This window comes from Rhizobium sp. G187 (assembly GCF_051549525.1).
In the GTDB taxonomy this organism is placed as follows: Bacteria; Pseudomonadota; Alphaproteobacteria; order Rhizobiales; family Rhizobiaceae; genus Allorhizobium.
Window position 1 is genome coordinate 274,049 of sequence record NZ_JBPUGM010000003.1, and the last position, 20,291, is coordinate 294,339.

The 20,291-nt window shown below is 62.0% G+C and carries 17 protein-coding genes; 5 read left to right on the forward strand and 12 right to left on the reverse strand.

The window, feature by feature from the left end; genetic code table 11:
- Positions 1-26 precede the first annotated feature (26 nt).
- The 3 genes from ACSV9I_RS10525 to ACSV9I_RS10535 are packed head-to-tail and all read right to left on the reverse strand — an operon-like array spanning position 27 to position 2,843.
- Positions 27-827, reverse strand: a complete 801-nt coding sequence (locus tag ACSV9I_RS10525; RefSeq protein WP_438328821.1) for an ABC transporter permease — start codon at positions 825-827, stop codon at positions 27-29.
- Positions 820-1,743 carry an ABC transporter permease gene (locus tag ACSV9I_RS10530; RefSeq protein WP_438328822.1) on the reverse strand — a complete coding sequence of 308 codons (924 nt, stop codon included), beginning with the start codon at positions 1,741-1,743 and terminating at the stop codon, positions 820-822. The genes ACSV9I_RS10525 and ACSV9I_RS10530 overlap by 8 nt, the downstream gene beginning before the upstream one ends.
- A 2-nt stretch (positions 1,744-1,745) precedes the next feature.
- Positions 1,746-2,843: an ABC transporter ATP-binding protein gene (locus ACSV9I_RS10535; protein ID WP_438328823.1), complete on the reverse strand. Its 1,098-nt coding sequence runs from the start codon at positions 2,841-2,843 to the stop codon at positions 1,746-1,748.
- A 435-nt stretch (positions 2,844-3,278) separates the two neighbouring features.
- Between ACSV9I_RS10535 and ACSV9I_RS10540 the strand changes: the two genes are divergently transcribed.
- Together ACSV9I_RS10540 and ACSV9I_RS10545 are read left to right on the forward strand one after the other, a co-directional pair.
- Entirely contained in the window at positions 3,279-4,706 is a 1,428-nt protein-coding gene (locus tag ACSV9I_RS10540; protein WP_438328824.1) for an amidase, read from the forward strand.
- A gap of 112 nt (positions 4,707-4,818) precedes the next feature.
- Positions 4,819-5,871 carry a dipeptidase gene (locus ACSV9I_RS10545; RefSeq protein WP_438328825.1) on the forward strand — a complete coding sequence of 351 codons (1,053 nt, stop codon included), beginning with the start codon at positions 4,819-4,821 and terminating at the stop codon, positions 5,869-5,871.
- Between the two features lie 25 nt (positions 5,872-5,896).
- Here ACSV9I_RS10545 and ACSV9I_RS10550 read toward each other — a convergent pair whose 3' ends face one another.
- The 5 genes from ACSV9I_RS10550 to ACSV9I_RS10570 form a co-directional block, all read right to left on the reverse strand.
- Positions 5,897-7,090 (reverse strand): alpha-D-ribose 1-methylphosphonate 5-triphosphate diphosphatase, encoded by a 1,194-nt coding sequence (locus ACSV9I_RS10550; RefSeq protein ID WP_438328826.1) that lies wholly within the window; start codon positions 7,088-7,090, stop codon positions 5,897-5,899.
- Positions 7,091-7,179: 89 nt separating this feature from the next.
- Positions 7,180-8,358: an acetate/propionate family kinase gene (locus ACSV9I_RS10555; RefSeq protein WP_438328827.1), complete on the reverse strand. Its 1,179-nt coding sequence runs from the start codon at positions 8,356-8,358 to the stop codon at positions 7,180-7,182.
- A complete protein-coding gene (locus ACSV9I_RS10560; RefSeq protein WP_438328828.1) occupies positions 8,355-9,737 on the reverse strand; it encodes a bifunctional enoyl-CoA hydratase/phosphate acetyltransferase in 1,383 nt (460 codons plus the stop codon). The genes ACSV9I_RS10555 and ACSV9I_RS10560 overlap by 4 nt, the downstream gene beginning before the upstream one ends.
- A 353-nt stretch (positions 9,738-10,090) precedes the next feature.
- On the reverse strand, positions 10,091-11,089 hold the full coding sequence (locus ACSV9I_RS10565; RefSeq protein WP_438328829.1) for a P1 family peptidase: 999 nt from the start codon (positions 11,087-11,089) through the stop codon (positions 10,091-10,093).
- A gap of 101 nt (positions 11,090-11,190) precedes the next feature.
- Entirely contained in the window at positions 11,191-11,631 is a 441-nt protein-coding gene (locus ACSV9I_RS10570; protein ID WP_438328830.1) for a hypothetical protein, read from the reverse strand.
- A gap of 244 nt (positions 11,632-11,875) precedes the next feature.
- Between ACSV9I_RS10570 and ACSV9I_RS10575 the strand changes: the two genes are divergently transcribed.
- Positions 11,876-12,556 (forward strand): phosphatase PAP2 family protein, encoded by a 681-nt coding sequence (locus ACSV9I_RS10575; protein ID WP_438329132.1) that lies wholly within the window; start codon positions 11,876-11,878, stop codon positions 12,554-12,556.
- 39 nt (positions 12,557-12,595) lie between these two features.
- Here the strand turns inward: ACSV9I_RS10575 and ACSV9I_RS10580 are convergent, their stop codons facing one another.
- The 3 genes from ACSV9I_RS10580 to ACSV9I_RS10590 all read right to left on the reverse strand — a co-directional run bounded on the left by ACSV9I_RS10580 (position 12,596) and on the right by ACSV9I_RS10590 (position 16,319).
- The gene (locus tag ACSV9I_RS10580; RefSeq protein WP_438328831.1) at positions 12,596-13,534 is read right to left on the reverse strand and encodes an ABC transporter permease; all 939 of its coding nucleotides are present in this window, start codon (positions 13,532-13,534) and stop codon (positions 12,596-12,598) included.
- Positions 13,527-14,537 (reverse strand): ABC transporter permease, encoded by a 1,011-nt coding sequence (locus ACSV9I_RS10585; protein ID WP_438328833.1) that lies wholly within the window; start codon positions 14,535-14,537, stop codon positions 13,527-13,529. Before ACSV9I_RS10585 ends, ACSV9I_RS10580 begins: the two co-directional genes overlap by 8 nt.
- 75 nt (positions 14,538-14,612) lie before the next feature.
- A complete protein-coding gene (locus ACSV9I_RS10590) occupies positions 14,613-16,319 on the reverse strand; it encodes a peptide ABC transporter substrate-binding protein (RefSeq protein WP_054157382.1) in 1,707 nt (568 codons plus the stop codon).
- Between the two features lie 320 nt (positions 16,320-16,639).
- On the opposite strand from ACSV9I_RS10590, the gene ACSV9I_RS10595 reads away from it, so the two are divergent.
- Positions 16,640-17,803, forward strand: coding sequence for a M20 aminoacylase family protein (locus ACSV9I_RS10595; protein ID WP_438328835.1), 1,164 nt, complete (start codon positions 16,640-16,642; stop codon positions 17,801-17,803).
- 44 nt (positions 17,804-17,847) lie between these two features.
- A complete protein-coding gene (locus ACSV9I_RS10600) occupies positions 17,848-19,683 on the forward strand; it encodes an ABC transporter ATP-binding protein (protein WP_054157009.1) in 1,836 nt (611 codons plus the stop codon).
- Between the two features lie 39 nt (positions 19,684-19,722).
- Here the strand turns inward: ACSV9I_RS10600 and ACSV9I_RS10605 are convergent, their stop codons facing one another.
- Positions 19,723-20,211, reverse strand: a complete 489-nt coding sequence (locus tag ACSV9I_RS10605) for a hypothetical protein (protein ID WP_438328837.1) — start codon at positions 20,209-20,211, stop codon at positions 19,723-19,725.
- Between the last annotated feature and the right edge of the window lie 80 nt (positions 20,212-20,291).

Below are 20,291 nucleotides of genomic sequence, written 5' to 3' on the forward strand. Positions count from 1 at the left end.
CCGTTCCTCTCTGTTTTTGACAGTCGTTATTGTTTGCGTCTGTTGATGAAGAAGAAGATCACGACGAGGATCGTCGAGAGCACAAGGAAGATGGTCGCGATGGCATTGATCTCTGGCGTCGTCTCGCGACGGATCTGGCCGAGCATGTAGGTAGGCAGGGTGTCCTGGCCGCCCGATTTGACGAATTCCGTAATCACCACGTCATCGAGGGAAATCACGAGCGACAGCATGAAGCCTGCGATGATGGCGGGGCGCAGCAGTGGCAGCGTGACATGGCGGAAGGCCTGCCATGGCGTGGCGTAGAGATCGGCGGCAGCGCGCTCGAGCGTCAGGTCCATGCTTTCGAGCCTTGCCCGGATCGGCAGATAGGCAAAGGGCAGGCAAAACGCCGTATGAGCGGCGATCAGGAAGCCGAGGCCGGAATAGCCGGTCCAGACCTTGATGCGGGAAAAGACGATTAGCAGGGCCACCGCGGTGACGATTTCCGGCACCATCAGCGGCTGGTTGATCAGCGCATATTTGAAGGTCAGGCCGCGATAGGGCCTTGTGCGTGTCATCGCGAGGGCCGCCATGGTGGCGGCGATGGTGGCGATGGTGGCAGCCCAGAAGGCGATGACGAGCGAGCGGATCGCGGCATCCTGGACGGCTTCGTTCTGCGAGGCGGAGACGAACCAGCGCAGGGAAAACCCTTCCCAGACCGAGAGCGAGTCGGCGCCGTTGAAGGAATAGGCAACAAGGGTCGCCATCGGCAGATAGAGCGCAAAGAAGGTGATCAGGGCAATGACGCCGAAGCCTGGCTGCGAGCGGATGTCGAATTGACTACGCATGACCGGCCCCCGTGCGTGAGGCGTTCCGGACGTAGATCAGCAGCGCCACCATCACCAGCGCCATCAGCGTGATCGACATCGCGGCACCGAGCGGCCAGTTGCGTCCGGCCCCGAACTGCAGCTCGATCAGGTTGCCGAGCATCATGTTCTTGCCGCCGCCGAGCACGCGCGGAATGACATAGGCGCCGAGCGAGGGAATGAAGACGAGGATGGAACCGGCGATCAGGCCGGGTTTTACCAGCGGGATGACGATCCGCCAGAGGACTTGCAGGCGGTTGGCGTAGAGATCGTAGCCGGCTTCGACAAGCCGGAAATCCAGCTTTTCGATCGAGGCATAGAGCGGCAGAACCATCAGCGGCAGGTAGATATAGGTCATGCCGAGCAGGTTGGCGGTATCGGTGTACATGATCTGCAGCGGGCTATCGATCACCCCGAGCCAGATCAGCACATTGTTCAGGATGCCTTCGTTGCGGATGACCTGCTGCATGGCGAAAGTGCGGATCAGAAGGTTGGTCCAGAAGGGGATGGTGACAAGGAAGACCCAGATCTCACGCGTCTTTGGTGGCCGCGTCGCGATGAAATAGGCCGTGGGAAAGCCAAGTGCGAGGGTGAGCAGGGTCGTGAAGAAAGAGAGCTTGATCGAGCGCCAGATGATCGACAGATGTGCATCGGCCAGCCCCAACGTATCGTCGAAGATATCACGCTGGAAGAAGACGGAGATCCAGCCTTCCGTCGAGAAGGTGCCGAACTTTACATCGCCATAGGCGCCCTTCTCGAAGAAGGAATAGACCAGCATGACGAAGAGCGGGCCGACGGCCGCCACAAACACGATTATCAAGGCGGGCAGGCTGAGAAGCCAGCGGTTGCGGATATCCCGGCTTTCGGCGCTGGCTGCTGCTTTCTGGGCGCCATCCATGGTTAGCCTCCCAGGATCTGTGCGGCGGCGGGGCGGAGCTTGATACCGATGCGTTCACCCTTGGCGTGGCTAACGGCGCCTGCGCGACTGTTCTGCTCGCGCACGATGAAGGCCGTGCCGTCATCAAGCGTCAGATGGTAATGGGTGTCGGTGCCGAAATAGATCGCGTCGGAGAGGACACCGTCGAAGTTTCCGCTGCCCGCGGACGTCAGCGCGGCATGTTCCGGGCGGATCACGATCGTGACCTTGCTGTCATCAGGCCGGCCGATGGGAAGCGAGGCCTCGATCTCGGCACCGTTGGCAAGGCGCACGCTCGCCGTCTCGTCGCGTATGGCAAGGATCTCGGCCTCGATGAAATTGCTCTCGCCGATGAAGTCGGCCACGAAGCGGTCAGCCGGCCGATCGTAGATTTCGCGCGCCGTGCCGACCTGGCGAAGCTCGCCATTCGACATGACCGCGATGCGGTCGGACATGGTCAGCGCTTCTTCCTGATCATGGGTGACGAAGATGAAGGTGATGCCAGTTTCAGACTGCACGCGCTTCAACTCGATCTGCATTTCCTTGCGGAGCTTATAGTCAAGGGCGGAGAGCGGTTCGTCGAGCAGGAGGACCTTGGGCTTCGGTGCCAGTGCCCGGGCCAGTGCCACGCGCTGCTGCTGGCCACCGGAGATCTGGCTGACCTGGCGGTCGCGCATCTTTGTCATGTGGACGAGATCAAGCATTTCCTCGACCCGCGCCTTGATCTCGGCTGCCGGCTTGCCGAGCATCTTCAGCCCGAAGCCGATGTTTTCGGCGACGGTCATGTGGGGAAAGAGGGCATAGCTCTGGAAAACGGTGTTCACCGGCCGCTTGAAAGGCGGCAGGGGTGCGATGTCTTCGCCATGCAGCAGGATTTCGCCTGTTGTCGGGAAGTCGAAGCCGGCGATCAACCGGAGCAGTGTGGTCTTGCCGCAACCGGAAGGGCCGAGGAGGGTGAAGAACTCGTTTTCCCGGATCGCGAGGAAGATCTTGTCGAGCGCGGTGACCTTATCACTTCCCGCTCCGTAGATGCGGCTTACGCCGCGAATTTCGATGGCTGCCTTTTCGGATGCGGAACTCAAGCGATGCCCCCTGGCGTTCGGGTTATGCGTGATGCGGGCGATACGGGTTCGTCGTCGAACGGGCGGAGGCCCTTTGCGGTCTCGCCCCTTCCTTCACGCAAATCACGTGCCAGCTGTCTTGCATTGCAGGCGTCTCCCGGTTGGATGGAGCCTTGCCCGCCACGTTGCGGGTAAACAGGCCCCGATCACTGCTTGTCCGGCTGTTCCCTTGGTTCCGGTGATGCGCAGCCAGACCTTTGGCGCACCCCATTTTTTGGCATGTTGCCTCCAATTTGGTCGTTTGACCATTTTTATTTTCAAGGCCTGCACCGATTTCTCTGACGCATGGCTGGGCTGCACAACCGGCGTGGCCGTGCGGTTGACAGGCCAACGGCCTCGTCCCATCGTGGGTTGCGCGAGATGCGTCCAGTCCAGCCCCGACGACCGGAGTTTCTGTTGACCGATCCGACTTTCCTGTCCGCCTCTTCCCTTGCCACTGCGCTTCAAACCGGCGCCCTCAAGGCAGAGGCGGTGATGGTCGCCTATCTCGAGCGGATTGGCCGTCTGAATGCCGGTGTCAATGCCCTGGTCAGCCTGCGGCAGGCAGAGGAGGTTCTGGACGAGGCGCGGCGCATGGATCGTGCCCGTGACGAGGGGCAAGTGCTCGGTCCCCTGCATGGCGTGCCGATCGCGATCAAGGATCTCAGCGAGGTGAAGGGCATACCCTGTACTTACGGCTCGACCTTGTTCCATGACTATGTGCCTGACTACGACGACATTCAGGTCGAGCGCATGCGTCGGGCCGGTGCGATCATCATCGGCAAAACCAATACGCCGGAATGGGGCTTTGGCTCCCACACCTACAATCCGGTGTTTGGGGCCACCCGAAATCCCTGGGATCTTAGCCGTTCGGCCGGCGGCTCCAGTGGCGGGGCGGCGGCAGCGCTTGCAGCCCGGCTCCTGCCGCTGGCCGATGGCAGCGACATGATGGGATCGCTCCGCAATCCGGCCGCCTTCAACAATGTTGTCGGCTTTCGCCCGAGTTTTGGCCGAGTCCCCACGCTTCCGGGACGCGATGCCTATCTCAATCAGCTCTCGACGATCGGCCCGATGGGGCGTAGCGTCGAGGATGTGGTGATGCTGCTCAATGTGCAGGCAGGCTACGATCCACGCGACCCCGCCTCGATCGACAGTCCGCGATTTGCACTCGACCCGGCTGTAGCGGAGAAGGGCGGGCGGATTGGCTGGCTCGGTGACTATCGTGGTCATCTTCCGTTCGAGCCCGGCGTGCTTTCGCTCTCCGAGCGCGCGCTCAAGGTGTTTTCCGGGCTTGGCTTCAAGGTGGAAGCGGCGATGCCGGATTTCGACATGGAGCGGCTGTGGTGGGCCTGGACGACGCTGCGCAGCTTCTTCACCGCTGGCAGCATGCGCGACCTTTATGAGGACCCGAGCCGGCGCGGCCATCTGAAGCCGGAGATCCTGTATGAGGTTCGCGCAGGCCTGCGGATCACGGCTGCCGAGGTCTATGAGGCGTCAGCTGTCAGGACTGCCTGGTATCAGGCGCTGCAGACCCTGTTCCAGACCCATGACTTTCTCGTGGCGCCGTCTGCCCAGGTGTTCCCCTTCGAGGTCGATATCCCCTGGCCGCGCATGATTGCCGGGCGTTCGATGGACACATACCATCGCTGGATGGAAGTGGTGATCGGCGCCAGCATGGCGGGCCTGCCAGTTGCAGCGCTGCCGGCCGGGTTCTCGCCTGAAGGCCTGCCGAATGGTTTTCAGCTGATCGGCCCGCCACGGGCGGACCAGAAGGTCCTGTCGCTTGCCGCTGCGTATGAGGGAGCGACGGACTTTCTCAAGCGTGTCCCGCCGCTATTTGCCTGATGCCTTTTGTCCCCTTGAGTTCGCCCAGATTCTGGTTCTAGTCTCTGATCATCGCTGCGTTGCCGAGGCGAGGGCATCGGCAGATCTCATTTTGCATACGGAATAATCTTTCATGGATATGGTCTTCGACGGTCACAACGATCTTCTCCTGCGCCTGTGGCGGGAGCGGCAGGAGGGCGGCAATCCGCTGCAGGACTTCATCAAGGGCACGTCTGCCGGCCATATCGATGCGCCACGGGCAAAGCGAGGCGGGCTCGCCGGTGGCTTGTGCGCGATCTACATTCCCTCACCGCATGACTTCAGCCTGAAGGAGCCGGATGCGGACGGGCATTATGCCACCCCACTCGATCCGCCACTCGACCGGCACTCCTCGCTCGACATTGCGCTCGGCATGGCGGCGCTCGCACATCAGCTGGAACAGGCCGGCGGCTGGCTGCTTTGCCGCAGCACGTCCGAGATCCGGGCTGCAATGGCGGAGGGTGTTTTCGCCGCTGTCCTTCACATGGAAGGTTGCGAGGCGATCGACGCGGATCTCGACGCACTGGATGTGTTCTACGCCGCCGGCCTTCGCTCACTCGGCCCGGTCTGGAGCCGGAACAATATCTTCGGTCACGGCGTGCCGTTCGCTTATCCCAGCTCGCCGGATACGGGACCTGGGCTGACGGATGCGGGCGTGGCGTTGGTCAAGGCCTGCAACAAGCTGGGCATCCTGATCGATCTCGCCCATATCACCGAGAAGGGCTTCTGGGATGTGGCGCGCATCAGCGATCAGCCGTTGATCGCCAGTCATTCCAATGTGCATGCCTTGACCCCTGTCGCGCGCAACCTGACTGACCGCCAGCTTGACGCCATCCGCGAGAGCCGGGGTCTCGTCGGACTCAACTATGCCGTGACCATGCTGCGCGCCGACGGGCGGGACAATCCGGATACGCCACTGTCTGACATGGTGCGCCATCTCGACCGCCTGGTCGAGCGCGTCGGAATCGACTGCGTGGCGCTCGGTTCGGACTTTGACGGGGCCACCATCCCGAATGCGATTGCCGATGCGGCAGGCAATCAACGCCTGCTCTTGACACTCCGGGACCATGGTTACGATCAGGATGCGCTCGACAAGATTTGCCGTGAAAACTGGCTGAGGGTGCTGGCCTCCGCCTGGCACGAATAGACGCGCCAGACCTCTGGCCTCTGGCTCAGGCGACCCGTGAGCCTGAGCGCCATGCGGCTTTCACAAAGGGATGGCTGTCTGCAAGATCGACGCGGATGACGTCGGCCTTGAGGCCGGTCTCGATGGCGCCGCGATCGGCAAGGCCACCGGCAAGCGCCGGATTGCGGGTGACCATGGCGATCGCCGTTGGCAGATCGAAGTTAAGACCCGGAGCGGCCGCGATCATGAACGCGGCGTCCAGCATCGAGCGCGGCACATAGTCGGATGCCAGGATATCAACCAGCCTTTCCACCAGCAGATCGCGCACGGCGATATTGCCGGACTGGGAACCGCCGCGCACGAGATTGGGGGCGCCAGCCACGATCTGCATGCCGCCGTCTCGAGCGGCCCGGGCTGCTTCCATTGAACAGGGAAATTCGGAGATCGTCACGCCTTCGGCCAGACCCTCCGCGATATGGGCAATGTCCGTATCGTCATGGCTCATCAGCGGCAGCCCGCGTGACGTCGCGAGGGCGATTACGTCCGGCCGTGTGGTCGCGGCGAAATGGCTCTTTTCGGCCACCAGATCCTTGATTTTCTCGCGCACGCGTTCCGGGCTTTCGCCGGTCGACTTGGCGGCGCGGGCCACATAGGCCGCGATGTCGCGGCTCTGGCGGATGCCGGGCAGGTGCTCCATGACCGAAATGACCCGCACGATCTCGCGATCGATGTTTGCCGCCGTCAGCGCTGGCGTTGCGGGATCGGTGAGCTCGCAGCGCAGATGGACGAGATGCTCGGCGCGCAACATGCCGGACGCTTGCGCTTGTTCAAGGGCTGCGATCATCGGCCCCAGGATTTCCGCACGTTCGGGATTGTCGGTGGTGGCACCAACGCAGAGGCTGTCGAAGACGGTGGTCACACCGCCGCCGATGATCTGGGCGTCGTGAGCCAAGGCTGCGCGCATGAAATCCCAGCGCACATGGGCACGGGGATAGAGGTGCTTCTCGAAATGGTCGGTGTGGATGTCGACGAGGCCAGGCAGGAGATAGTCGCCAGCCAGGTCGAGCGCGCCGGGGACCCTCGACGCGCCTTCATGGATCTCGGCGATCTTTCCGTCTTCGATTACCACCGAGCCATGCAAGACATGGGTGGGGAGAACCACGCGAGCATTGGAAAGGATGAGGGCGTTGGCGCGCGCGGGTTCAAAAATCTCGCCCGCAGCATTCGTCTGTCTCAGCATCGTCACACCTCCGGTCCGCTTGTCGATGCTGCGTCTCTAGGCGGGTTTCATGACGCTTTGGTGTCACCTGCGCTCAGAACCGCATGGGCTCAGCCGACCAGTGCCTGGCAGTCATCGGCGATCACCTGTTCCTCGTCGGTCGCGATGACACGGATGACGATACGGCTCTCCGGGGTGGAAATCACCGGATCATTTCGGCCATTCGCCGCGTCATCCAGAACGGCTCCGAGGAACTGCAGCCGCTCGACGACGGCGCTTCGGATCGCCGGCTGGTTTTCTCCGATGCCAGCGGTGAAGACCAGCGTATCCAGCCCACCGAGCGAGGCTGCCAGCCGCGCCACTTCGCCGGCGATGCGGAAGGTGAAGACGTCGAGGGCTTCGCGGGCTGCCGGTGCGGCTGTCTCCAGCAGGACGCGGCTATCGGCGCTGATGCCGCCGGAGAGGCCCAGCAATCCGGACTGCCGATAGATCATCTCCTCGACCTGTTTTGCAGTCAGGCCATGCGCGTCCATCAGGTGGAAGAGGACACCCGGATCAATAGCGCCGGAGCGGGTGGCCATGGGCACGCCATCAATGGTGGAAAAGCCCATGGAGGTGTCGAGGCTAAAGCCGTTTTCCATCGCGCAGAGACTGGCGCCGGATCCCAGATGGGCAACGATAGCGCGGCCGCCCAACCGTTGCGGTTCCAGTGTCTTCAGTGCTCCGGCGATATAGGCATAGGACAGGCCGTGGAAACCGTAGCGTTTGACGCCCTTGTCGAACCAGTCCCGTGGGATCGCGAAACGCCTGATCACATCGGCTTGCGTGCGATGGAAGGCGGTGTCGAAGGAGGCGGTCTGGGGCAGGCCAGGTTTGAGTTCGGCAATGGCGCGGATCAGCCGCAGGTTTTGTGGCTGATGCAGCGGCGCCAATGTCACCAGGCTTTCAATGCCCTTGAGGCTTGCGCTGTCGATGCCAACGGCTTCGCCAAACAGGTCGCCGCCATGAACAACGCGGTGGCCGACCGCCGAGACGGCCTCGAGGTCGTAGTGTTCGCCGAGCCAGTCGAAGACCTCTTCCAGCACGTCATGCAGAAGGTCATCGGTTCTGGCTTCTAGGGGCACGTCGAAGACGGTGGGGCCTTCGACCAGGTGGAAGGTCAGCGGTTCGGCGCGAAAATCGATGACGCCCTTGCCGATGCGCCTTGCCCCATCCGTCTTTCGGGCAAAGATGCCGATCTTGACCGTGGACGAACCGGCATTGAAGGTAAGCAGCAATTTTTGGCTCATTTGATCTGGCCCTGCGCTGCCAAGCGCTTCGCGGCCACGAGTTTGGCAAGGGCTGCCGAGGCGATGCGGACACGCAGGCTGTCCGAGCGGCTCGTGAGGATGACGGGCACGCGCGCGCCAAGCACAAGGCCTGCCGCATCGGCATTGGCGAAATAGAGGAGCTGCTTGGCCAGCATGTTGCCGGCCTCGAGATCGGGCACCAACAGGATATCGGCGTCGCCCGCAACGGGCGAGATGATGCCCTTGGTCCGGGCGGCCTCCATCGAGATCGCATTGTCGAAGGCGAGCGGGCCGTCGACCTTGGCGCCCTTGATCTGACCGCGGGCTGCCATGACGGTCAAGGCTGCTGCCTCGAGCGTGGCCGGCATCTTGTCATTGACCGTTTCGACGGCTGCGAGCACCGCGACCTTGGGCTCTGCCACGCCCAGCATATGCATGAGATCCACGGCGTTCTGGCAGATGTCGCGTTTCTGGTCGAGGGTCGGCGCGATGTTGATCGCCGCGTCCGTCACCACGAGCAGCTTGGAATAGGCGGGCACATCCATGACATAGACATGGCTGACGCGACGCTCGGTCCGCAGGCCCGATCCGCTGCCGACGACCGCGCCCAGGATTTCGTCGGAATGCAGGCTGCCCTTCATCACCGAGCCGACCTTGCCGGCCACGGCGAGTTCCACCGCCATGGCCGCTGCCGCGTGGCTGTGTTCGGCATGCACAATCTCGAAGCCGTCGATCGAGATACCGGCGGCCGCGGCAGCCGCCCTGATTTTTGCTTCCGGACCGATCAGGATCGGATCGAGCAGCCCTTCGTCACGGATCTCGACTGCGGCCTCGATGACGTCAGGCGAGCAGGGATGGACAAGGGCGGTGCGGACCATGGGCAGGCTGCGGGCCTCGGCCACGATGGCGTCGAAGCGGTCGTGGCGCTGCAGGGAGACGCCCGGCGCGGCGTTTTCCGACCAGCTGATCCGCTCCTGGGGTGCGCGCACCCTGGCGCGGCCGACCAGCACTGGCTCACCCTGCTGGTTGACGCAGCGCGTGTCGAAGATCAGCGTATGGCCGTCGCTCTCCTTGGTCATCAGCGTCACGGTCGCGGTAATCCGGTCGCCGGTTGCGATATCCTTCCAGAATTCGAGATCCTGACCGAGATAGACAGTGCCGGGGCCCGGAAGCCGCGTATCGAGCACGGCGGAAATCATGCCGGCCGGGATCAGCGACTGGCCAAGGGGCACTGGATTGTGATCGCCGGAAAGGGCGGCGAAAAGTTCGATATCATCGGGCCCGATGATGCGCGTCAGGCTGGCGGAATCGCCGAGCTTCAGTTCATCGAAGGTGCGGTTGGTGAGGACAGGTCTTTCCATGTCGCTTTCGTCTTCCATGTCGGATCGTCCTCCCACGATCTGTTCATCCTGCGACTGGTCTGCTTCAGAGGCACGACCAATCTTGGTGGGCAATCTCTGTGGTGAAGCATGGGCTGTCCTTGACTTGGGTCAAGGAGCGATGGGACGAAAGTATTGGGCTGGCCCTTTGTGGAGAATGGCAGGGTACTGTGCGTGTCATGCCCTCATGCCCTCATGCCCTCATGCCGAGGTGACCTTGGCCGGCAAGTGCCTCGAAGCCGCCACCCGCATTGCGCGGTCGGCAGAGGGCGAGGCGGCACGGGGTCGGCTTGTGGTCTGCGTCCTTCGAGGCCCGGCATAGTCGGGCACCTCGGGTTGAGGGTGAGAAGACGTCACCCCCACCTGTCACGCCAGGCCGGCAGCGCATCCGGATAAGGCAAGGCCACCGCCTCGAACACTCCGCGCGCAATTGCCCGCGCTGTTACAAGTGTCGCCAGATGGCAGAGTTCCATCAGATCGGCGGCACCATTGCTCGCACGCTTGCCCGTCGAGGCGGCAAACATCGTGTCGCCATCGGAGGGCAAGTGGGTAGGCAGCACGGCGCGGGCCAGGCCGTCATGGGCGCAAAGCGACAGCCGGTGCGTTTCCGCCTTGGAGAGTGTGCAATCGGTCACCACCGCGCCGATGGTCGTCGCCGTCAGTCGCAGACCCTTTATGCGCATGGCGCGGTCTTCGGCGCTTACGTGGCTCGGTTGGCCAAGGCCGCCGAATTCCTGCTTTTCCTCAAAGCTGGCTGCCCAGAACTGCGGGCCGTCGCCAATGACCACCGAGCCCATGGCATTGACGGCCACCAGCGCTGCGACCGTGTGCCCGGTCGAGGAAACGGCGCTGGCCGAGCCCAGGCCGCCCTTGAAATTTGCCGTCGTGGCGCCTGTTCCCGCCCCGATGGTGCCGAGCGGGAAAGCGCCTGTGGCTGCGTTCCGATACGCTTCATAACCGAGATCGCGATAGGGTGCATGCAGGCCCCAGTCCTTGTTGCCACCGTTCAACAGATCCATCAGGATCGCCTGCGGCACGATCGGTACGCGCACTGGCCCGACGGCAAAGCCCCGTCCCGCAGCCCTCAGCCCCGATTGCACCCCGCCTGCGGCATCCAGCCCGAAGGCCGAGCCGCCCGAGAGCACGAAGGCGTCGACCTGCTGCACCGTCATCGATGGGTCAAGCAGGCCTGTATCGCGTCCACCCGGTGCGCCACCCAGCACGGTGCCGGATGCGGTTGCCGGTTCATCGAAGACGATCACCGTGACGCCCGAGCCGAGGACCAGATCCGTGGCATGGCCAACGGAGAGGCCCTCGACATCTGTCAGGAGGTTCAGAGCGGCGTGAGGCATGCGGTGTGTCTCCCAAAGGATTGCGCGGGGAGAGTGAAGGGGCAAAGAGCCGGTGGCAAGAGGTCTTTGAGCAAGCCCCAAGGAGGCGTTTTGTCACTCGCTTATTCGATGGATCTTTGGACTAAGCAGGATGCAAACTTGTCGCTTATCAGGGAGTTGACATAAGCAAGCGCTGCTGCAGCTTCCTTCTCATTCAATCTCGCCGCCAGAGGACGAAGGTGATCCTGAATGATAGCAATCGCCCGTTTGCGGGCCTTTTGTTTGTCGACATTTTCCATTCGGAGCGTGAATAACTCAATCACCAGCCGGGCAACCATTCGATCAATTTCACGTGCGGCGCTCGGCCGGGGTGCCGGGTTTTGGGAGCAGACCGGAATAAGGCTGCTGATCCTGTTCAATGTGGCCTCTGGACGAGCGTGATAGTCCGCCAGCACTTTTTCGTTGGCCGCGAATGCGTCGTTTCCAGTGAATTGTGCTCGAAGTATCGAATTCACGACGCTGCCTGCGATAACTGCAATCACGATAGTGATGAATGTCTTCATGTTTTGCTCCCTCCCGATGGGCTTAACGAGGTCGCGTGAAGATAGTATTTCGTTCTAAATATCAATTTTTGCGTTCATTTTGTTCTGGAGTCGGCTTCTTTTCCGGAGGGAACAACGCGCCGCCTTTGCGGATTGACGCGCCGTCGGTGCGACACCATCTGAAGCATTGCCCGATCTGTTTCAACGAAAGACCTTGACCTTGACCGAGGAAAACCAGCACCGGCTCCTCCGCCCCCTCGAGCCTCTGAGGACACGCTTTACGCGCTATGTTTCCGGCACCGAATATCGTGTCTGGCTCACCGCGCTTGTGGCCGCCCTCTTCGCCTATGGCCTTTTTGCCCTGACCGACGAGATCCTCGAAGGCGAGACGCGGGCTTTTGATGAGAGCGTGCTTCTGATGCTGCGCGATGCCTCGGATGTCGGCCTGCCGATTGGCCCTGCATGGCTGACCAAGGTGGTGACGGACATTACGGCGCTTGGTGGGATCACGGTCCTGTCGCTGCTGACGTCGCTCGTCGTCGTCTACCTGATCCTGCGCCGATCCTACCGAACCGCAATCTTCGTCACCGTCTCCATCCTCGGCGGCTGGGCCGTGAGCAGTGCGATGAAGATCGGTATTGCGAGACCCCGACCGGAGGTCGTGCAGCACCTCGTCGAAGTGACGGACCTCTCCTTCCCGAGCGGCCATGCCATGCTGTCCGCCATCACCTATCTGACGCTCGGCGCACTGCTCTCGCGCCTCGAAGACCGCCGCCTGCTGCGCTACTTCTTCCCGCTTGTCGCCGTTTTCCTCACCCTGATCATCGGCCTCAGCCGGATCTATCTCGGCGTGCACTATCCGACTGACGTGCTGGGCGGCTGGGCCGCTGGCACGGTCTGGGCCTGTGGCAGCTGGTTTGCAGCACGGTGGTTTCTGGGGCGGTGAGGGACGCTTTCCCTCACCTCCCTCATCTCCCTCATCTCCTCAATGCTTCACTGCCTTCGGGTCCAGTGCATCCCTGATCGCATCGCCGATGTAATTCACGCTCAACACCGTCAGCGAGATCGCCAGACCCGGCCAGAGGACGCGGGATGGGTTGATCTGCAGGAAGTTGGCGCCGTCGAAGAGGAGGCGGCCCCAGGTGGGGAAGTCGGGCGGGAAGCCAAGACCGAGGAAGGAGAGGGCGGATTCGGTGATGATGGCGGTGGCGATGCCGAGTGTGGCCGAGACCATGATCGAGGACATCACATTGGGCAGGATGTGCTTGAGGATGATGCGATATTCGCGCATGCCGCTCGATTTGGCCGCCAGGATGAATTCCTGGCTCTTGATCGCCAGAACATCGCCGCGGACGATGCGGGCGGTGTGCATCCAGCTGGTGATGCCGATGACGAAGACGATCAGGATGAAGATACCGGTCTCGGGCCCGAAGGCCGCCCGCAGCGTGTCGCGAAAGAGCATGATGATGACAAGCAGCAGCGGCAGGAGCGGCAGCGCGAGGAACAGGTCGGTCATGCGCATCAGCGGGCCGTCGAGCTTGCGGGAATAGCCAGAGAGCACGCCGATGAGAGTGCCGACGAGCAGCGCTAAGGCCATTGCGGTCATGCCGACAGCGAGCGAGATCTGGCCGCCGGCAAGCACTTGAGCAAGCATGTCCTTGCCAAGATTGTCCGTGCCAAACGGATGCAGGAGCGACGGGCCCTGGTTCTTCGCCTTGATGTCGATCTTGTTCGGGTCGATCGTATGGATATACGGGCCGATGAAGACCGCCAGAAGAATGAAGATGAAGACGATGAGGCCAGCCACACCGCCCTTGTGGGCGCGGAATTGTCGCCAGAGCTGAGACCAGAAGCCACCGCCCTTGCTCTTCGTCTGGGGGGCGGGTGCGGCCGTTGCGGAGGGAGACAGTGTGGCGTCACTCATAGCGGATCCTCGGATCGAGTATGCCGTAGAGAACGTCGGCAATCAGGTTGAACAGCACGATCAGGATCGCGAAGATGAAGGTCAGCGTTTGGACGAGCGGGATGTCGGCGCCCTGGATCGCGGTGATCAGCAGCTGGCCGAGCCCGTTCACCCGGAGCACCTGCTCGGTGATAATGGCACCGGAGAAGATGGTGGGCACGCCGAGCGCAATCACAGTGACCACCGGGATCAGGCTGTTGCGCAGCACATGCACGAGGAGCACGATCTTTTCCTTCACGCCCTTGGCACGCGCCGTGCGCACATAATCCATGTGGAGGTTGTCGAGCATGGAAGCCCGGACGAAGCGGCTGATCTGCGAAACGTTGTACAGCGTCAGCACCAGCACGGGCAGGAACATCTGCTTCACCTGGAGGAGAAAGGTTCCCCAGCTGTCGACCACCAGCGTCGTGTCATAGATCGACGGGAACCACTGCAGCCAGGAGGAAAATACGACGATCAGGAGCACGCCGGTGAAGAAGGTCGGCACCGAATAGCCGACCATCGAAACGAAGGTGCCGATCTGGTCAAAGAGCGAATATTGCCGATAGGCGGAGATGACGCCGATCGGGATCGCCAGCAGCACACCGAAGAGATAGGACAGGCCTACCACCCAGAGCGTCTGGGGCAGGCGCTGGACGATGAGGTCGACCACGGGGCTGCGGGTTGCCCAGGACAGAACCCGCATGCGCTCTCCGGTGCCGATGGTGAGCCCGGTCAATTGTTCGAAGATGTTGAGCGGTTCGTTGATGAAGAACTGCTGCAGCCATTTCATGTAGCGGATGAAGAAGGGCTGATCGAGGCCCATGGCCAGCCGGATCTGTTCACGCACTTCAGGCGGAATGGTCAGTGGCAGGTCGCTCAAGGGATCGCCCGGGGACAGGTCGAGCAGGGCAAAGATAATGAAACTGATGGCCAGTAGCGTCGGCACTGCGAACAGCAGTCGCCGGACGGTGAAGGTAAACATCGATGGGTCTCCAGACTGTCGGCGAAGAGGCTGTGGCTGGAGCCGCCGCAAGTGACGGACCCAGCCACGGTGGCATTACTTCGCGCGCGACCAGTCGGCGACGTTCCAGAGCTCCGAGTCCCAGGCGTTCATCTTGACGCCCAGCAGCGTGTTGTTGACAGCCGAGGGCTGGCCACGATGGATAAGCGGAATCTGGGCGACATCGTTGGAGAGCATGTCGTTCAGCTTCTTGGCAATGACGGCGCGATCTTCCAGCTTGCCGGTCTTGCCGAGTTCCTTCACGAGCGCATCATATTCCGGGTTGCAATAGCGGACGATGTTCTCCCCCTGCCAGCCGGTGGCCGGGCTCGGGATCTTGTCGCACATCCAGCCGGCCATGTACTTCTCCGGGTCGGTGCCGTCGAAGTTGTTGGTGTACATCTGAATGTCGGCCATGAACTTCTGGAAGGTGTCCGGAGAGGCCGGATCGCCACCGAAGAAGACGGAGGCCGAGATGTTGCGCAGTTCGACGGAGACGCCGATCTGGCTCCACATGTCCTTGACCAGCGCCTGGGTGCCCTGGCGAACGGAGTTGGTCGAGGTCTGGTAGAGGAAGGAGAGCTTGACGCCATCCTTTTCGCGGATGCCATCCGAGCCCATCTTCCAGCCGGCATCGTCGAGCAGCTTGTTGGCGCCTTCGACGTCCTGCTTCAGGCACCAGTCGACGGCGGTCGAGACATAGATGTCCGGAGCGGGCAGGATGTTGCAGGTTGGCTGACCGTTCGGGCCATAGCCGGCTTCATCGATGATCTCGCGGTCAATGGCGATCGAGAGCGCGCGGCGCACAGCCGGATCAGACAGCGCCGGATGCGGGCCTGCTTCCTTGGTCGAACGCTTGTCGCCGAGCGAGGGGTCGACGCCGTAGGGGTTGATGTCGATACGTTCGACCTGAGTGCCGAAGGCGACTTCGATCTTGCCCTTGCCGGCAGCCATCATCTGCTCGAGGATTTCAGGTTCGACCTGCATGTTCCAGGCATAGTCGAATTCGCCGGTCTCGAGAACCGAGCGGGCTGCAGACGCAGCGTCACCGCCACCCTTCAGGGTGACCGAGGCGAAAGCCGGCTTGGCCGCATCACGATAATTGCTGTTGGCTTCGAAGGTCACGACGTCGTTCGGCTTGAACTCCTTGACGACGAAGGGGCCGGTGCCAATCGGGCCAAAGTTGGCTGAGGTGCATTCCGGCGCCTTGATGCCGAGGCAATCCTTGAACTGGGCCGCCTGGATGATCGGGGCCTGTGCGCCGACAAAGGCGCTGTAGGGATAGGGCTTGGGATCGGCAAAGGAGACCTTGATGGTGGAGGCGTCGATGGCCTCGACATTGGTCACGCCTTCGAAATAAGCCCCTTGCGCGCAGCCGCCGTCCGGCGCCGTGCAATATTTCCAGGTGAAGATTGCGTCTTCGGCTGTTACGGCGGAGCCGTCGGACCACTTCAGGTCGGGCTTCAGCTTCCAGGTGATGCTCTTCAGGTCGGCTGCGACGCCACCGTTCTCGACGGTCGGAATTTCGGCGGCGAGCATGGGCACCAGCGCGCCGGTTTCGTCATAGCGGGCCAGCGGTTCGATGACCATGGACGCCGCGTAGACTTCCTTGGTGCCACCCGAAAGATACGGGTTCATCGTCGAAACGGCCTGCCAGAAGATGATCTTCAGATCGCCGTCCGTGCCGCGTTCGGCCATGGCCGGCGCGCCCGACAGGGCGAAGGCGGCTGCCGAGGCCGCCAGCATCAGTGTGCGTGTCTTCATCAGCTCATTCCCCATTTATTATTGTTTGGAGCACGGTGTCGTTTTATCCACCGGAGCGAGATGTGGCCAGCGGATGCACCAAATGTCAACCACCTATCATCTTGGTATTATTCAAATTTTTTGAGAAAATGCAGGGGTGAAGCGTGCGCGCTGCGCGCCCCGGACAAAGGCGTGCTCTGTCGGGCTGTCTAAAATTTGGGCCATGTAAGCATGAGCCCAATTTTGATGCAACAGCGAAAATTGCGGGTTGCCAAAGTGTGAATTCGCGGAAACAGTATGCCCCAAATCCTGCGGGGAACAACGACAAAAAGAGGTCCTTTATGCCAGTGATCAATCGTGCCAGCGAGCTGCAGCCGGAGGTCGCCGAATGGCGGCGGCATATCCACCAGCATCCGGAACTGCTGTTCGATGTGCATGCCACAGCCGCCTTCGTTGCGGACAAGCTGAAGGAGTTCGGCTGTGACGTGGTGAAGACCGGCATCGGCCGCACGGGCGTCGTCGGCGTCATCAAGGGCAGCCGTGGTGAGGGTCCGGTCGTCGGGTTCCGCGCCGACATGGATGCCCTGCCGATCCATGAAATGTCGGGCAAGGCCTGGGCGTCGAAGACCCCCGGCAAGATGCATGCCTGCGGTCACGATGGGCATACGGCCATGCTGCTCGGTGCAGCCAAGCATCTGGCCGAGACGCGCAATTTCAAGGGCTCGATCGCGGTCATTTTCCAGCCGGCGGAAGAGGGTGGCGGTGGCGCCCGGGAAATGGTCGCCGACGGCATGATGGAAGAGTTCGCCATCTCGGAAGTTTATGGCATGCACAATCATCCGGGCATGGCCGTCGGCACCTTTGCCACCCGCAAGGGCTCGGTGATGGCGGCGGCCGACCAGTTCGACATCGAGATCCACGGCCGCAGCGGCCACGCGGCGCAGCCACACAAGAGTGTTGATCCGGTGCTGGCCTCGGCGCAGGTCGTCGTTGCCCTGCAGTCGATCGCAGCGCGCGAAACCGATCCTTTGAAGTCGGTGGTCGTCACCGTCACCAAGATCCATGGCGGCGACGCCTATAACGTCATCCCGGATGGCGTGAAGCTTTCGGGCACGGTGCGCACGCTGCTGCCGGAGCTGCGCGACATGGCAGAGACCCGGATCAACGAGATTGCCACCGGTGTGGCTATGGCGATGGGAGCAAGGGCCACCGTCTCCTATCATCGCGGCTATCCCGTAACCTTCAATCACGCGGCCGAAACCGAATTTGCGCTTGACGTCATGCGAAAGGTCGCCGGACCTCAGGCTGTCAGCGACGAATTCCCGCCTGCCATGGGTGCTGAGGATTTCTCTTATATGCTGGAGGCGCGGCCGGGCTCCTTCGTCTTCATCGGCAATGGCGAGACGGCCAACCTGCACAACTCGGCCTATGACTTCAACGACGAGGCGATCCCCTATGGCATCAGCTACTGGGTGACGCTTGCGGAGACGGCACTCGCAGCCTGACATTTCAACCAGATCTCGACGACATAAAAACAGGGGAACGGGATATGGCAGCGGTGGAACAGGGAAAAGAGACGAGCGCGGCACCAGTGCTCTCGGTGCGTAACCTAACGACCTCCTTCCGCATCGGGACAGAGTGGCGATCGGTCGTGCGGGGCATGAACCTCGATATCGCGCCACGCGAAACGGTGGCGATCGTCGGGGAATCGGGATCGGGCAAAAGCGTTACCTCGCTCTCGATCATGCGGCTTCTGTCGGAGACGACCAGCCGTATCGAGGGCAGCGTCAAGCTCGAGGGACGTGAACTCCTGACACTCGACCGCGAGCAGATGCGGCAGGTGCGCGGCAACCAGATCTCGATGATCTTCCAGGAGCCGATGACCTCGCTCAACCCGATCTTCCCGATCGGCAAGCAGATCGCGGAAGCCATCACCTGCCACCGCGACATCCCGGCGGCGGACGCGAAGGCGGAGGTCTTGCGACTGCTTGACCGTGTGCGAATCCCCAACGCGAAGAACCGCTTCGACGAATATCCGCACCAGTTTTCCGGCGGCATGCGCCAGCGCGTGATGATTGCCATGGCGCTTGCCTCCCGGCCCAAGCTCCTGATCGCGGATGAGCCGACGACCGCGCTCGACGTCACCATCCAGGGCCAGATCCTCGACCTGATCAAGACGCTGCAGGACGAAGAGGGCATGGCGGTTCTGTTCATCACCCATGACATGGGCGTGGTGGCGGAAGTCTCCGACCGCACCGTGGTCATGTTCCGCGGCGAGGCAGTGGAAACCGGCACGACCGACGACATTTTCAACCGCGGTCAGCATCCCTATACGCGGGCGCTTCTATCAGCCGTGCCCAAGCTCGGCTCGATGGGCGGACGCGACAATCCGATGCGGTTTCCGGTCATCGATATCAAGACAGGCGAAACGCTTGTTGCAGAGGCAGAAACCGCGCCGCCGCAAAAGGGCAATCAGCCGCTTCTGGAGGTCAAGAACCTTACCACTCGCTTTGATATCCGCTCAGGGCTGCTGGGCCGCAGGAGCGGTGCCGTGCATGCGGTCGAAAACGTGTCCTTCGACCTTCGCCCCGGCGAAACGCTTTCGCTGGTCGGCGAATCCGGTTGCGGCAAGTCGACGACCGGGCGTTCGATCACGCGGCTGGTCAATCCGACATCCGGTCAGATCTCGGTGGATGGCTATGATGTGCGCCGGCTCGACGAGGCTTCGTTGCGGCGCATGCGTCGAAGCATCCAGATGGTTTTCCAGGACCCTTTTGCCAGCCTGGACCCGCGCATGAGCGTCGGCCAAGCGGTGATGGAGCCCTTCATCGAACACCAACTGGGCACAAAGGCGCAGGCGCGCGACAAGGCGGCCGACCTGCTCGAACGGGTCGGTCTCAGCGCCGAGTTCATGTCACGCTATCCGCATGAGTTCTCCGGCGGCCAGCGGCAGCGTGTGGCGATCGCTCGATCCCTCATGCTCGACCCGAAGATCATCGTTGCGGACGAGGCCGTGTCGGCACTCGACGTCTCGATCAAGGCGCAGGTTTGCAATCTGCTGCTCGAATTGCAGCAGAGCCTCAACCTCGCCTATCTGTTCATCAGCCACGACATGGCCGTGGTGGAGCGTGTGAGCCATCGTGTGGCGGTCATGTATCTCGGCGAGATCGTGGAGATTGGACCGCGTCAGGCGGTGTTCGACAATCCGCAGCATCCGTATACCAAAAAGCTGATGGCGGCAGTGCCGGTGCCGGATCCCGCACGTCGCAAGCTCAAACGCAATCTTGCGACCGACGAGATCAAGAGCCCGATCCGCCCGCTCGGTTATGAGCCGCCTGTGCGAAAGTATCGCGAAGTGGCCGAGGGGCATCTGGTTCAGATGTGAATGTCGCCCGCTGGCTCAGATTGGGGGGCGCTCGGCCCCTCAACTGGAAGGCGGTTGACCGAACCCGACGAGCGTCACATGGGCGCTCCACTCGTATTTCGTCGCGTCGATGATTTCGGGGCGGGGGTGGGCAAAGGCGTGGAAGAGTAACGCGTAGCACCGGGTGACCGTATCGCCGGGCGCGATGACCTGTTCGTCGCGCAGGAAGCCACGATAGGCGATATCCGTTTTCCCCAGTGGTCGTCCAAGCAGGTCGAATGACAGGCGGTTTACCGTCTGGTCTGAGGTGTTGGTGAAGGTTGCGGCAATCGGCCGATCCGGGGTGGCGCATGTCTTGTTGTTGGCAGCGACGCTGACCGTCACGGCGGTCATCTCAGCGCGTTGAAGCCGGGATTGGCCGTCGCTGAAAAACCAGACGATTGCGCCGATCACGGCAATCACTGCGGCGACCCCGATCGCCAGGGGGCTCCTTTTCAAAAGCAAGGCAGCCAGCAGGACGGCAATGGTTGCCGCGGCGATCCAGACCATTACGGCCATTCCAGGCAGGACATAGATTTCATACACCCAAGATAAGGTCCGCTGCGGGAAAGGCAACGGAGATCCGCAAC